Origin of the sequence: Chitinophaga polysaccharea (genome assembly GCF_902150045.1) — a bacterium.
GTDB classification, from domain to species: Bacteria; Bacteroidota; Bacteroidia; order Chitinophagales; family Chitinophagaceae; genus Chitinophaga; species Chitinophaga polysaccharea_A.
On record NZ_CABFVU010000002.1, the window covers coordinates 1,109,038 to 1,122,565 of the forward strand.

The following is a 13,528-nucleotide window of genomic DNA, read 5'->3' on the forward strand; positions in this document are numbered from 1 at the left end:
AAATAACTAACACACCATGAGAACATTTTACTTCAGCAGCCGGATCATTTGTTTTTTTGTTTCCGTTTTATTCTTTGCTACTGCGGCGTATGCACAAACGCCGCTGACCAGTCCTGCGCATATTGGTTTTGTGTATCCGTTGAGCAGCAACGGAAAAAATGCAGCAGCTTATACCAATCATTTTTCCTTACATATTATTGCCGGTGTATCCAAAGCTGAAACCGGCGCAGCTATCGCAGGTGTTTCCAATATCATTAAAGACAACGCTACCGGCGCGCAGGTAGCTGCTTTCTCCAATCATATCGGTAAAACATTTCACGCTGTTACTGTGGCGGGTTTCATGAACCAGGTAAAAACCAGCGGCAACGGCGCTATGTTAGCGGGATTCCTGAATACGGCCGGTAGTATGCATGGTGTCCAGATGGCGGGGTTTGCCAACCTGGTGCCGCATAATGCAGATGGTACACAGGTAGCCGGTTTTATGAATATGGCAGCTAATAATTCGCAGGTACAGGTAGCGGGGTTTATCAATATAGCAAAAAAAGACGCCAATGTACAGGTAGCAGGCTTTATGAACACGGCTAAAAATGTGCACTCACAGGTAGCAGGGTTTATCAATATTGCGAAAAAGGTAAAGGGCGTGCAGGTAGGTTTTATCAATATTGCCGATAGCAGCGAATGCCCTATAGGTGCGGTGAACATTGTGAAGGGCGGAGAAATGCAGGTGAGTGTAAGCATCGATGAAACGGCTACCACTATTGCTTCTTTCAAATCCGGTGGAAAAATATTGTACGGTATCCTTGGGGCAGGATATAATTTAAAGGATAACCCTAATCCTTTGTATGCCCTGCAAGCTGGTATCGGCGCGCATTGGCCGCTGTTGTCACATTTCAGGATCAATGCAGAAGCTACCACCCTGGTGCTCACTGATTTCAAAAAAGGATATTATCACCGGCAATCGCTGGGTATATTTCCCGCCTATCGCTTTGGCAGCAGGGTAGAAGTATTTGCCGGTCCTACATTTAATTTTGTGCAAACAGAACATGGTGTCGGGCAGGGAATAAGTACCCATTATATCTGGTCGGAATACAGGAGGAACGATAAGTTCCATGGAGGATACATCGGCGGGACAGCGGGTGTACAGGTAAGGATATAATTGTTATTTAACGGAGGAAACGGGCTTCCTCCGCTACTTTTTTATTTTGAGATAGTATATTTCAATACATTTCCTTCCAGCATTGCAGGCACAATAGCGTTGCCGGCAGCATCCAGTGTAAAATCGGCCGGACCAGCAATCAGTTCCTTATTCAGTGTGCTAACACGGCCACTGGCCAGATCCAGTTTAAGCAGTACTCCCTTCTTCTCGAAAGCTACCCAGTCGGATATGACCAGTTGTTTATTGTGATCCGTGAGTGTAATGCCATCATAATAACCCAACCGGTTGGTAAGTGGAGTGAACACTTTTTCTGCGGTATTCATATCTATATATCCTATTTGCCCGCCTGGAGTATTATTGCTGCCAAAGCCGCATACATACAGTTTTTTGCTGTGCGCATCGTACACTACGCCATTGGTGCCTTTTATGGGATTGGTATATACCAGTTCTTCCGTGCGGGGATTTTTTCCCAGGTGTACCAGGAAGAGTTTATTTACATCAGTAGCAGAGGCCACCAGTGTGGAATCATCAACAGCTGTAATATCATTGAGAAAAGCAGTGGTGGGCGCCAGGTTTATATTGTATAATTGCGCACCTGAAATAATATCATATCCCTTCACTTTATCGATATCTGCTACAAAAAGGGTGTGATGCAGGATGAATGCGCCTTTGGGGGCATCCAGTCCCGTGGCCAATACCTGGTGATCCCCTTTTTTGTTCATCCGGAAAATGATCCCGTTACCATCTTTTTTGGTAGGATTTGCACCTTCGCCTATATCGGCAATAAAGTAGCTGCTTTTATCCGTAGCCACGCTTTCGGGGGCATGCATAAAGGATGCGTTATTGAGCCGCTGCTGTGCAAAGGCTTGGCTGGTCATCAGGATGAAAGCCATCATCGGTATACGTTTCATAGTTATCTGTTATTTTTTATCAAAGGTATCACAGCCGGGAATGAAGCAATAGCAGGAATCGTTCAAAAAATAGCATTTTTGGTTCGTTGTGCATTTTTGGGCGTAACGCCATAAATCTGCCGGTATTGTTTTATAAAGTAAGATACATTTTCAAAACCGCACTCATAGGCAATTTCATTGACATTGTTGCTGGAATGCAGCAGCAGTTCACGGGCATGTTTCAGGCGCTCTTCATTGATCCATTTTTTGGGAGGGGCATCATAGAGGCGGGCAAATTCTCTTTTAAAGCTGCTTAGGCTTAGGCCGCACATTTTCGCATATTCTTCCAGGGTAAAAGGCTGAAAGAGATTATTGCGGATGACCAGGGAAATATTTTCCGCACTGTGCTCGAAAAGGCGCGACAGGAAAGCCCGGACCTCCTGCCGGTATTCGCCGCAGAGCAACAGCAGTAAGATCTCGTTTATTTTTAATTCCAGCAGCCGGTTGGTATGTATGTGGGGATGTTCCAGGTAGCCCAGGATACTGTTGCGCACCTGTAGCAATTCAGTTTTACAGGGGATGACTACCGGCAGTGTTGTTTTGATGGCAGGGCCGTGGGCGCCGTCTTCACTGGCAAAGGAGCGCAGGAGCGTATCATCCATGCATACCATCAGCGATTGGTAATCGGTACCATCCGTAATAAAATCAGTCATAAAATACACCCCCCTTCTCAGCAGCAGGAGGTCGCCCGCGTGAGCAATCAGGTCGCCTTCCCGGAAGTGCAGTTGTTTAGTGCCCCGGAGAATGAATACCAGGCAGTTTTCTGTAAGGAAGCCCTGTTCTTTGCCCGCCTCGGCCGATTGCCTGAACCAGGCTACCACCGATTTCCCGGCGTGTTGCAACTGAACGGCGGGGATATTTTCAAAAGCTTTCGGGTATCGTGGTAACATGCCATAAAAGTACGGATTAGCGTGGAATTATATGTTTATGGCATTGTATTTGGTGAAATGATGTTAAACGCAACACAATATGAAAACATGGTTCTACCTGCCGCTGCTGTTACTGGGTTTTATATTGCCCGGTTGCACCAAAACCACCAATGAAGTAGTTATTCCTAACCAAACGATCCTGGTTGATGTAAACCCGAACAGCTGGGAACAGGATCCTGACGGAAAATTCTTCTATCTTATTAAGGTACCCGAGTTAAATAACGTAAACCAGCTGGATGGCGTAATTGTTTCCATGGCCAGGTATGATGCGGCGAATTCGACAGTGGAGCCGCAGGCATTTGAATTACTGCCGCAGGTGTATGACAATCAATCTTATTTCGTTATCCATGATGACAAGGCAGTAGAAGTAGATATCAAAGGGGTGAATGGCGCTGCTTCACAGAAGCCAGCTACCAAAGTGAGGATCAAAATCGTATTGGTGCCTTCCGCGCAGTAAACCGGCTTTACCATTTCTCAACATATATAGAAAGGCTTCCGTATTGAGCGGAAGCTTTTTTTATGCCCCGTTACTGCATAACCATAATAATAAGATAACGACCATTCTTCATAGTAAATAGCAGATACCACGGGAATTTTACTATTTTCCATTTTCGTATGATCCCTTTACAGTGTGCATGAAAATTTATAACGACTAATGGATAACAGAAGAGATTTTATTAAAAAGGCAGCATTGCTATCCGGGGCCGCCGGTGTTTTCAGCGCCTTGCCAGCCTCTATTCAGCGGGCAATGGCCATTGACCCGAAGCCCGGTACCACTTTCGTGGATGCAGAGCATATTGTAGTGCTGATGCAGGAAAACCGGTCGTTTGACCACTGTTATGGAACGCTCCGGGGAGTGCGGGGCTATAATGATCCACGTGCTATACAACTGCCCAACAAGAACCTGGTATGGCTGCAGAGTAATGCAAAGAATGAAACTTATGCCCCTTTCCGGCTTAATATGAAGGACACAAAGGCCACCTGGATGAGCAGCCTGCCGCATTCATGGGGCAACCAGGTAGATGCCCGTAACAACGGTAAATACGATCAGTGGCTGCTGGTAAAGAAATCAGGCAATAAAGAATGGGCGCCTATGCCGCTCACCCTGGGTTATTATAACCGGGAAGATATCCCGTTCTATTATTCCCTGGCCGATGCTTTCACAGTGTGCGATCAGAATTTCTGTTCTTCCTTAACCGGTACCACACCAAACAGGCTTTACCTGTGGACGGGCACCCTGCGCGACGAACAAAAGGCAGATGCCAAAGCCAATGTATGGAATGAGGATGTGGATTACGGACGTGAAGCGCATTGGACCAGTTTTCCCGAACGGTTGGAAGACAACGGTATTTCCTGGAAAATTTATCAGAATGAAATCAGTGCAGCCGGCCTGGAAGGGGAGAAAGACGGGATGCTGGCTAACTTTACAGATAATCCCATAGAATGGTTTGCCGCCTATAATGTACGTTTTGCTGCTGGTCATATTCAATACCTGCAACGTAAAATAAAAGAACTTCCGGAAGAAATAAAAAGCCTGGAATCAAAGCTGGGCATCGCTTCAGGAGAAGAAGCCGCCAAACTGCAAAAGAAACTGGAGCGGCAGAAAGCAGCACTGGAACAGGTAAAGGTGGATGCTGAAAAATTTACCGCAGCTAACTTTACCAAATTATCCCGGCGCGCACAAAATCTCCATAACAAAGCATTTACTACCAACATTGCCGACCCCGACTACCACGAGCTGGAAACCCTTACCTATAAGGATGGGGATACGGAAAGAACCGTACAGGTGCCTAAAGGCGATATACTGCACCAGTTCAGAACAGACGTAAATGAGGGCAAGCTGCCCACCATTTCATGGCTGGTAGCGCCGGGTGAGTTCTCAGACCACCCGGGATCACCATGGTATGGCGCCTGGTATGTGTCTGAGGTATTGGATATCCTCACCCGCAGAGAAGAGGTATGGAAGAAAACCATTTTTATTTTATGTTATGATGAGAATGATGGTTATTTCGACCACGTACCTCCGTTCACCGCGCCGCATAAGCCTGGTACCGGCAAGGTATCCGCAGGAATTGACACCGGCCTGGAATATGTAACACGCGAAGAAGAGCAGACCAAGAAATACCTGGAAGCAGACGAGATCCGCGAAAGCCCCATCGGGTTGGGATACCGTGTTCCACTGGTCATAGCATCGCCCTGGAGCCGTGGTGGCTATGTGAATTCACAGGTATGCGACCATACGTCCATCCTGCAGCTGATGGAGCATTTCCTGCAACATAAAACCGGCAAGCCAATTAAGGAAACCAATATCTCCGCCTGGCGCCGTACTGTTTGCAGTGATCTTACTTCTGTATTCCGGCCTTTTAACGGTGAAAAAATTTCAGTTCCTTTCCCGGAAAGGAACGAGTTTATTGAAACTATCTATAACGCGAAGTTCAAGAAACTACCGGATGAATTCAAGCTGCTTACCGCAGAAGAAATTGCAAAGATCAATGCCAACCCCGCTACGGCAGAATGGATGCCACAGCAGGAAAAGGGCACCCGTGTTTCCAACGCACTGCCTTATGAACTGTATGTGGGAGGAAAACTGGATGCCGGCAAAAGATCATTCGGGATCAGTTTTGAGGCCGGCAACAAAGTGTTTGGCGATCGCGCGGCAGGCGCTCCTTTCAACGTGTATGCACCAGGTAAATATTTGCAGGAAGACACACAAACGATGGAGCCTGTAAGAACCTGGTCCTATGCCGTAAAGGCGGGCGATCAGCTGAAAGATACCTGGCCGCTGTCATCTTTTGAAGACGCGCATTATCACCTGAGGGTATATGGCCCTAACGGGTTTTACCGGGAATTTACCGGTGATGCCTCCGATCCTGAGGTGGAGATAATATGCAATTACCAACGCAGTATTACCAACAGCAAAAAACTAACCGGCAACGTGGAGCTGAAACTGGTAAATCGTGGTATACAACCGGCTACATTTACCATTGCTGACCTGGGATATAAAAAAGGTGTGCTGAAGAAAACGGTGGCTGCACGCACCACCGCCACACTGGTAATAGACCTGGCTAAGAGCCAGGGTTGGTACGACTTTTCAGTAAAGACTTCCGGCAGCGATCTTTTCTCGCAGCGTTATGCCGGCAGGGTGGAAACAGGTAAGGAAAGCATCAGCGACCCGGTAATGGGAAGAGTATAATTTTTATTCACAACGACAGGAAAGAAGGCGTTTTCCCTTAAAGGAAGCGCTTTCCTTTTTTATTGCCGCCACCAGTATTTTACATTACCATCTCCAGGGGTAATTTCTTCTGTCAGGTTCCAGCTGTATCCATATCATCCGTCATGTATCCTGGAATTGAAAACAAATGTGTTTAACCCGTAGGAACATCATCATTTACTTGTAGTCGGTAAATTGCAACGGGGAAAAGATTAAAAAATGGGGACGTTTTATTTAACCAAGAGGGTCATTATTTTGTTTCATGATAACGATAACTAACCGAATTAAATTATCACATTTTTGTTATTTGTTTTTTTGTATCTTAACTAACGTGTAAAGATCCCGATGCCTCGAAACTCCACATATCATTAAATATATTAAATCATCCAAAATCGTCCTTTATGAAACTATCTTCCCGTCACCTGCCTTTAATGTTCCTGTTTGCCGTAATCCTGGCATTTGCTGCCTGCTCCAAAGACGGAGCCCAGGGGCCTGCCGGTAATCCTGGCCCTGCCGGCCCCGGTGGTCCTGCTGGCCCTGCTGGTCCTGCCGGCCCTAAAGGGGATACCGGTGTGGCCAATGTGATTTATTCTGACTGGCTTGATGTAGCTTTCGACAGTATCCGCGATCAGAACGGGGTGCCCACCGGCGATGGTTTTGTTGGCGCCATTGAAGTCCCAAAGCTTACCAAAGAAATACTGACCAATGGCGCTGTCAATGTTTATTTTAACCTCGACTCTGCAGATGCACCTTACATTGTGCCATTGCCATACCTGGATCCCTACATGTTTGTGAGCTTCCAGGCGGCTGAGGGTGGAATTCTCATTCTTTCGAGTCATGATCTCAGCTCGGGCAGTTTCCCCGGTGAAAAAGTGATCCGGCAGTTCCGCTATGTGCTGGTACCGGGAGGTGTGGCTGCCCGCAGCGCCAGTGGTGGAGTAGACTGGAAAGATTATAAATCAGTGCAAAAATACCTGGGGTTAAAAGATTAACAGCGTATGCCTTATGAAAGGGGTATCAAAAATAAATGAAGGCGTTTTGCTTTAACCGGCTGCCGCCTCCATCCGGGTAACTGAGCAAAAGAGAGGCTGTATCAAAAGTAATTTTTACTCGATTTTATTCGGGTACCTGATGGTGAGAATTTTCGTTTACGCAATTCTCAGGACCTTCAGATTACTTTTGATACAGCCTCTCTTTGTTGCAGTATATGCACAGTTTGTTCCGTAGCGGCTACGCCCGCTGGAGCGTGGATCCTGTATAGCGGCCTATTCCTGTAAACGGCTTTTAATTTGATAGGAAACAGGGTATGAAGAAGCTCCTGTTGATCACATTGTTTGCATACATGCTGCATGGTTGTAGTTCCCCTTCAGCCCCGGCCAGCTCTGATGAACATATCAGCCCACGCAATACGGGAATTACTCCCGGAAACGCCTATAACGACCTGTTCCTGGACAGCACAGCGATAGCGGCATTCATTACTTCGCAAAAACTGAACGACACCATTGCCGACAGGATCCGCAGCTTTTATAATGCCCGCAATTTTGAATTTGCATGGTTCGACAGCCGGGGACCAGTGGAACAGACAGCTGCGTTCCGGAGCCTGTATAATTACAGCAGGGACAGCATAAGCAACCGAGCGCTTGACAGGCGGCTGGATGACCTGATGAATGAAGACAGCCTGGTGATCAGCTCTTCGGATAAAGAGATCATTAAAACAGAGCTGCAGCTTACCTGGCGGCTTATCAATTATTTCCGGGAAACCGGCGGCAGTATTGGTCAACTCGAGCATATGGTGCCGGCCCAGCGCTATCCGGTGATGGAACTGGCCGATTCCATGCTTCGAACCAATGATAAAGTATTCCCGGCAGTAGCCCCCATGAAAGAACCGCTCAAAGCCTACCGGGAATATGTCGGCAAAGGAGGCTGGCAGCCCTTGCAGCCAGTAAAGAAGGGATTAAAGAAAGGACAATCAGCTCCGGAAATCATCGCCGTAAAAAAACGCCTGCAGATAACCGGCGAGTTAAAGCCCGGTGACAGTACAGATGTATTTAATGACGAACTGGAAGCGGCTATCAATTCCTTCCGTAACAGTAACGGGTACACGCCGAACGGGATGCTGAACGATACCGTGATCAACGCCCTGAATATTTCCGCTGAAGAACGGTTACAACAACTGCTGCTGAATATGGAGCGTATGAAATGGATGCCTGTAAAGCCGCAGGGAAAGCTGATCCTCGTAAATATACCGGCCTTTGTATTGCATGTGACGGATGGGGATAAGCGCCTGTTTGATATGGATATTGTTGTGGGAAAAGAAGGGCATAGTACTACTATGTTCTCAGGAATGCTGAACCAGGTGGTGTTCAGCCCTTACTGGAATATTTCCCGCAGCATTGTGCGGAAAGAGATCCTGCCTGCAGTTCAGCGTAACAAGGGCTACCTGGCTTCCAAACACATGGAAGTAACAGGGGAGGCCAATGGCTTGCCGGTCATCCGCCAGAAGCCCGGAGCGCATAATGCGTTGGGTAGGGTTAAGTTCCTGTTTCCCAATAGCTACAATATTTACTTTCATGATACGCCTGAGAAAGCGCTTTTTGAGCGGGATAACAGGGCTTATAGTCATGGTTGTATCCGGTTAAAAGACCCTGTAAAAATGGCGCAGTTTGTTTTGGAGGACTCACCTCAATGGACCAACGAAAAAATTGACAGTGCCATGAATAGCGGGAAAGAAAAATTTGTGGCGGTAAAAGATCCGGTACCAGTGATCATTACTTATTTCACTGCTTGGATGGAAGGAGGCAAATTACATTTTGCCTCCGATGTATATGCGCATGATGTAGTATTTAAACAAAAGCTGTTTAAATAGTTTAAGACGCGCTGCTGTCTTTCACAAGGATCTTTGTATGTGCGGAATAATATTTGTCGGGGCTGTAAAGGAACAGGCAGGTACCATTACGGATGCTGCTGATCACTTTACGGTGCACATTTTCAGGAATGGCGGGACATCCCAGGCTACGGCCGATATAGCCTTGTAATTTACCGAGCTTGTCATTTACATAATCGGCGCTATGCATGACAATACCCCTGCTGAGGGCGTTATCATTAATGCCGGCTTCTTCTCCTTCCAGGCGAAGGGAATAGCCATGTTCGCCGTTATATGTATCGCCGGTGATATAGAAACCAAGACTGCTTTTAAAGCTGTTCATCTTGTTTGAAAACGTATTGGCCATGTCTTTACCGGAATTCCGGCCATGGGATACCAGCGTGTTAAAAAGTAACAGCTTATTCTTCAGGTCTATTACAAACAAACGCTTTTGGGTACTGGGGAGGGAGAAGTCGATAATAGACAATACATCCGGGTTTTTAATCCGTCCGTTTTCCTGCAGATGCTCGTAACCGGTCATGGCATTTTCAAATGCGTCTCTTGAAAGACCGGTGGTATCCAGCCGCATAATATCGTAGAGGCTTTCCCGTTGTACGGAATCCGTTTTAACAGCAGTAGCCGGTTGCGCAGTGGCTGTGGATTTCGCGGGACCCAGATTTGTAAAATTTGTAAATAGAAATACGAAAAGACTAATAGTAATTATAAAAATCAACGGTCTGATCACTTGCTTCAATTTCATGTTCACACTCCGTGGTTTATTGGTTTAGAGAAAATATAACTGCTTTAGAAAAAACATAGACAGCAAAGATAACCTTTTTTGGAGTGAAAATGCCCTAAAAGTGCCGTCTGAGGCTGCTGGACAGTTACTTTTAACAGGTTGTTCACATACATGAAAAATATGTATAGGTGGTTATTTCCGTCATAATCCTTAATTTATCTTTAAAAAATAGTGTTATGCCTGAATTACCCGATCTGCAAGCCTTCCGTCATAACCTGGAAAAGGCGCTGTTGCATAAAAAGCTGAAATCCGTTACAGTGAAGAATGCAAAGAAGCTGCGTGTTAAAGAAGCCGACCTGAGAGCTGCATTGGAGGGGCAGTTTTTAGAGCACATACAACGGGTGGGCAAGGAGCTGCATTTTGTATTCAAAAACAAACACGTGCTGGGAATGCACTTAATGTTGCATGGAAAGCTGTATTTATTTGAAAAGGAAAATGAACAAAAGCATACCATTGTAGAGTTGTTGTTTGCAGATGGCACAGGGCTGGCATTAACAGACTTCCAGGCCGCTGCTAATGTTCAACTGGATCCGGAAGAAAAAACAGCGCCTGATGCGTTGTCGGACGACTTCAACGAAAGTTATCTCAAAGAGCAACTGGCAAAGAAAAAAATTACCATTAAGAAATACCTGCTGGATCAGCACAATGTGCTGGGAATCGGGAATGCTTATGCAGATGATATCCTGTGGGACGCAAAGATCTCTCCTTTTTCCATCTCCAATAAAATACCCGCACCTAAGATCAAAGCGCTTTTGAAATCTGTAAAGAAAATCCTGGAAGCCGCTGAAAAGAAGATCCTGAAAAGTAATCCTGATATCATCAACGGTGAAGTGCGCGATTTTATGCTGGTACACAATGCCAAATTAAGCGAAAGCCCGGGAGGAGCGCCTATTAAGAAAGACAGCAGCGGAGGCCGGAAAACCTATTATACCGACGAGCAGGAATTATTTGAATAAGATAATCGCTTGTAGACAAAGAATTATTTGAGCAATGTGATGAGCTGTATTGCATTCTGAAGCGCATAGCCGTGCCCGTCGTTGTTAAAGAATGCCCAGACAGTATGTTTGTCCTGCTGCCATTCCCTGAACTTTCCCGCATAGGTATCCATCGTTTTTTCAGGATATAGTTTATCATACCTGCCGTCCGGCCCGTGGAAACGAACGTAAATATGCTTTGCGGTAATGGCTTCTGCAAATGGCCACCGCTGTCCCGACAGGGCAATAACCCAGGCGATCTTATACTGCTGCAGCATTGCCATGGCTTCATCGGAGAGCCAGCTTTTATGCCGTGCTTCCAGTGCGAAATGATAGCCATGATAGGTTTTTGTAAGTACCCTGAAAAAGTGGTCCACCCTTTCTGTTTCAAACGCAGCAGAAGGAGGCAACTGGATCAGCACCGGCCCCAGGTGTTTTATAAAGGGATCAAAAATGTCAAAGAATCTGGGTAACGATTCTTCGGGGTCCAGCAACCTTTTTACATGGGTGATATACCTGCTGATCTTAGGGCAGAAATAGAAACGGGCTGGTACTTTTTCTATCCATCCTTTTACAGTAGATGGTTTGGGCAGATGATAGAAGCTGGTGTTTATTTCTGTGACCTTGAATTTTTCTGCATAAAAAGAAAGATAACCGGCAGGCTTCAGCCCGGCAGGATAAAATACTTCCCTCCAGTGTTTATAGCTCCAGCCCGATGTGCCTATATGAATGCCTGTAGTTGCCATATCTTTTTTTATAACAGCACTACAAATGTTATTCCCATAATACATAAGAAAGCGGCACCATTTCCGGTGCCGCTTTCTCATTAAGCAGGGCCCTGTGTATCAGGTAGTGAGTGCAATGGTGCCAGCCTCTTTTTCTTTGGGCTCATAAATGCCCGCCGCAATTTTTTCTACGAACAATTTCGGGAAGAATTTTGGTAGCCAGGCATTCAGTTTATTGGTAAAGCCAGGTACAATTTCGGCCTTGCCTTTGAAGAGCCCTTCCACAGCTATTTTTGCTACCCTTTCCGGCGTCATGTTAAAACGGTTGGCCACGTTGCGGGTATAATCGCCCATGCGCGCCCGGTTTACAAAATCGGTGTCGGTACTGCCGGGGCTCAGTGCGCTCACTGATATGGGCGAATGCCTGAGCTCATACCGGAGCCCGCGGGTAAAGGAAAGCGCAAAGGCTTTCGTAGATGCGTAGATGTTAAGATAAGGCACCGTTTGATAAGCAGTAGTACTGGCCAGATTAAGCAGGTATGCTTTTGGGAATTTCCGCAGTACCGGTATATAGGCGTACGACAAACCCACCTGTGCCTTGATATTTACATCAATGATATTGAACTGCTCCTGTAGCGTAAGCTGCTCAAAAGGCCCGTTGACGCCATAACCGGCGTTGTTCACCACCACGGAAAGCGAATCATGCCAGGTACTGCTCCAGGCAGTGACGTTTTGCAGGGCATCGGGGGCCGACAGGTCCTGGTGCAGCGTATGTACATTAACGTGATACTGCGCTGCAATTGCTTCTGCTGTGGCAGATAGGGTTTTTGCATCCATATCTACCAGCAGCAAATGATAGTTTCTTTCCGCGAGTTGTGCAGCAATGGCTTTTCCTATTCCTTTGGCTGCGCCGGTTATTAATGCGTATGACATCGGATTATATTTTTAGAGAGATGGAGTGTTTACTTCTGCAAGGCTTTCGGGCCGGGCTTTTATATTCGCCCATTGCGGCTTGCCGCCATACAGATGTTGTTTGAGATGCGCCAGTTTATGATAAAAAGGGGTAGGGCTATTCGCTGTTTTTGGTTGGTAAGCACCGGTGATAATAGGTATGTACATCACTCTTCTGCGGCTTTTTTCGCCGGTATAGGGCGATTGCTGCACACGGTGCCAGAGGCGCCCATCGTGAACGGTAAGGTCGCCGGCCTCAATATCAAAACCTACTTCCCTCTCATCGGGATTATTATCGATGAAGTACTTTTTCCTGAACAGGAGTTTCAGTAAGCCCTGCTCATGCGTGCCGGGTAATACTCTCAGTCCGCCGTTACCCAGCGGGCAGTTGTCAAGGTGAATACCCACGTTCAGCATGGGAAGGATACGTGAACCGAGAAACAGGTCCCGCGGGCTATCCGTATGCCATCCCAGTTGTTTGAACTGGCTCTCGGTAGTGTTTACATAATGATTTACCACCAGGCCGTCTTTTTCGTTTTCACCTATCCTGCCGGAGTAGGGGCCCAGTAAAGTAGTGAGTGACTGAAGTCTCTGGTCTTTCAATAATTCACGTAACACGTTGCTGTAGTGAGAGGCGAAAGCGATGCGTTGGATCAATGGGCTGCCATCCACGTCTGTACCGAATTTCAGGGGAATGCCGTTTACTTTCTGAATATTATTCCGGATCAGTAGTTCCTGTACGCGTTGTACTTCTTCGTGTACGGCGGCGAGAGCGTTTTTGTCCAGGAAGTTTTTAAACTGTATGATACCATAGGTACGGAACCATGCAAGATGTGCTGCAGTTACTCCCCCGGCGAGGGAGAACACGGGTTGGTTTGTCGTTTTCATGACGAAAATTTTTTGTGTTGACAGTGAATAAAACAGTTGTTGAAATAGTAAATGCTATAGCGGCAATTGGTGGAGTGGCCGC

At 46.6% G+C, this 13,528-nt stretch carries 12 protein-coding genes; 6 read left to right on the forward strand and 6 right to left on the reverse strand.

The annotated features are described in order from the left end of the window. Positions 1 to 16: 16 nt before the first annotated feature. Positions 17 to 1,156 carry a hypothetical protein gene (locus tag FN124_RS19280; RefSeq protein ID WP_142686384.1) on the forward strand — a complete coding sequence of 380 codons (1,140 nt, stop codon included), beginning with the start codon at positions 17 to 19 and terminating at the stop codon, positions 1,154 to 1,156. A gap of 41 nt (positions 1,157 to 1,197) precedes the next feature. Here FN124_RS19280 and FN124_RS19285 read toward each other — a convergent pair whose 3' ends face one another. Continuing rightward, a complete protein-coding gene (locus tag FN124_RS19285; protein ID WP_142686385.1) occupies positions 1,198 to 2,067 on the reverse strand; it encodes a hypothetical protein in 870 nt (289 codons plus the stop codon). Between the two features lie 62 nt (positions 2,068 to 2,129). Continuing rightward, positions 2,130 to 2,996 (reverse strand): helix-turn-helix transcriptional regulator, encoded by an 867-nt coding sequence (locus tag FN124_RS19290; protein WP_142686386.1) that lies wholly within the window; start codon positions 2,994 to 2,996, stop codon positions 2,130 to 2,132. Between the two features lie 79 nt (positions 2,997 to 3,075). Between FN124_RS19290 and FN124_RS19295 the strand changes: the two genes are divergently transcribed. From FN124_RS19295 to FN124_RS19310, 4 genes are all read left to right on the forward strand, one after another. After that, positions 3,076 to 3,492: a hypothetical protein gene (locus FN124_RS19295; RefSeq protein WP_142686387.1), complete on the forward strand. Its 417-nt coding sequence runs from the start codon at positions 3,076 to 3,078 to the stop codon at positions 3,490 to 3,492. Positions 3,493 to 3,690: 198 nt separating this feature from the next. Beyond that, on the forward strand, positions 3,691 to 6,228 hold the full coding sequence (locus FN124_RS19300; protein ID WP_142686388.1) for a phosphocholine-specific phospholipase C: 2,538 nt from the start codon (positions 3,691 to 3,693) through the stop codon (positions 6,226 to 6,228). A gap of 419 nt (positions 6,229 to 6,647) precedes the next feature. Beyond that, positions 6,648 to 7,238, forward strand: coding sequence for a hypothetical protein (locus FN124_RS31190; RefSeq protein ID WP_221887831.1), 591 nt, complete (start codon positions 6,648 to 6,650; stop codon positions 7,236 to 7,238). Positions 7,239 to 7,552: 314 nt separating this feature from the next. Then, entirely contained in the window at positions 7,553 to 9,112 is a 1,560-nt protein-coding gene (locus FN124_RS19310; RefSeq protein WP_142686389.1) for a L,D-transpeptidase family protein, read from the forward strand. A gap of 1 nt (position 9,113) precedes the next feature. Here the strand turns inward: FN124_RS19310 and FN124_RS19315 are convergent, their stop codons facing one another. Next, positions 9,114 to 9,869 (reverse strand): murein L,D-transpeptidase catalytic domain family protein, encoded by a 756-nt coding sequence (locus tag FN124_RS19315; RefSeq protein WP_142686390.1) that lies wholly within the window; start codon positions 9,867 to 9,869, stop codon positions 9,114 to 9,116. A gap of 215 nt (positions 9,870 to 10,084) precedes the next feature. On the opposite strand from FN124_RS19315, the gene FN124_RS19320 reads away from it, so the two are divergent. Beyond that, a complete protein-coding gene (locus FN124_RS19320) occupies positions 10,085 to 10,864 on the forward strand; it encodes an Fpg/Nei family DNA glycosylase (protein WP_142686391.1) in 780 nt (259 codons plus the stop codon). Between the two features lie 23 nt (positions 10,865 to 10,887). On the opposite strand, the gene FN124_RS19325 is transcribed toward FN124_RS19320, so the two are convergent. The 3 genes from FN124_RS19325 to FN124_RS19335 all read right to left on the reverse strand — a co-directional run bounded on the left by FN124_RS19325 (position 10,888) and on the right by FN124_RS19335 (position 13,446). Continuing rightward, complete coding sequence (locus FN124_RS19325; protein WP_142686392.1) at positions 10,888 to 11,628, reverse strand: DUF72 domain-containing protein; 741 nt, start codon at positions 11,626 to 11,628, stop codon at positions 10,888 to 10,890. A 99-nt stretch (positions 11,629 to 11,727) separates the two neighbouring features. Then, a complete protein-coding gene (locus FN124_RS19330; protein WP_142686393.1) occupies positions 11,728 to 12,540 on the reverse strand; it encodes an SDR family NAD(P)-dependent oxidoreductase in 813 nt (270 codons plus the stop codon). A 12-nt stretch (positions 12,541 to 12,552) separates the two neighbouring features. Continuing rightward, positions 12,553 to 13,446: a phytanoyl-CoA dioxygenase family protein gene (locus FN124_RS19335; protein ID WP_142686394.1), complete on the reverse strand. Its 894-nt coding sequence runs from the start codon at positions 13,444 to 13,446 to the stop codon at positions 12,553 to 12,555. Positions 13,447 to 13,528 lie beyond the last annotated feature (82 nt).

Bases quoted from the DNA above. Each gene is read 5' to 3' on its own strand.
- FN124_RS19280 (WP_142686384.1), top strand. From the start codon at position 17: ATGAGAACATTTTACTTCAGCAGCCGGATCATTTGTTTTTTTGTTTCC.
- FN124_RS19285 (WP_142686385.1), bottom strand. From the start codon at position 2,067: ATGAAACGTATACCGATGATGGCTTTCATCCTGATGACCAGCCAAGCC.
- FN124_RS19290 (WP_142686386.1), bottom strand. From the start codon at position 2,996: ATGTTACCACGATACCCGAAAGCTTTTGAAAATATCCCCGCCGTTCAG.
- FN124_RS19295 (WP_142686387.1), top strand. From the start codon at position 3,076: ATGAAAACATGGTTCTACCTGCCGCTGCTGTTACTGGGTTTTATATTG.
- FN124_RS19300 (WP_142686388.1), top strand. From the start codon at position 3,691: ATGGATAACAGAAGAGATTTTATTAAAAAGGCAGCATTGCTATCCGGG.
- FN124_RS31190 (WP_221887831.1), top strand. From the start codon at position 6,648: ATGAAACTATCTTCCCGTCACCTGCCTTTAATGTTCCTGTTTGCCGTA.
- FN124_RS19310 (WP_142686389.1), top strand. From the start codon at position 7,553: ATGAAGAAGCTCCTGTTGATCACATTGTTTGCATACATGCTGCATGGT.
- FN124_RS19315 (WP_142686390.1), bottom strand. From the start codon at position 9,869: ATGAAATTGAAGCAAGTGATCAGACCGTTGATTTTTATAATTACTATT.
- FN124_RS19320 (WP_142686391.1), top strand. From the start codon at position 10,085: ATGCCTGAATTACCCGATCTGCAAGCCTTCCGTCATAACCTGGAAAAG.
- FN124_RS19325 (WP_142686392.1), bottom strand. From the start codon at position 11,628: ATGGCAACTACAGGCATTCATATAGGCACATCGGGCTGGAGCTATAAA.
- FN124_RS19330 (WP_142686393.1), bottom strand. From the start codon at position 12,540: ATGTCATACGCATTAATAACCGGCGCAGCCAAAGGAATAGGAAAAGCC.
- FN124_RS19335 (WP_142686394.1), bottom strand. From the start codon at position 13,446: ATGAAAACGACAAACCAACCCGTGTTCTCCCTCGCCGGGGGAGTAACT.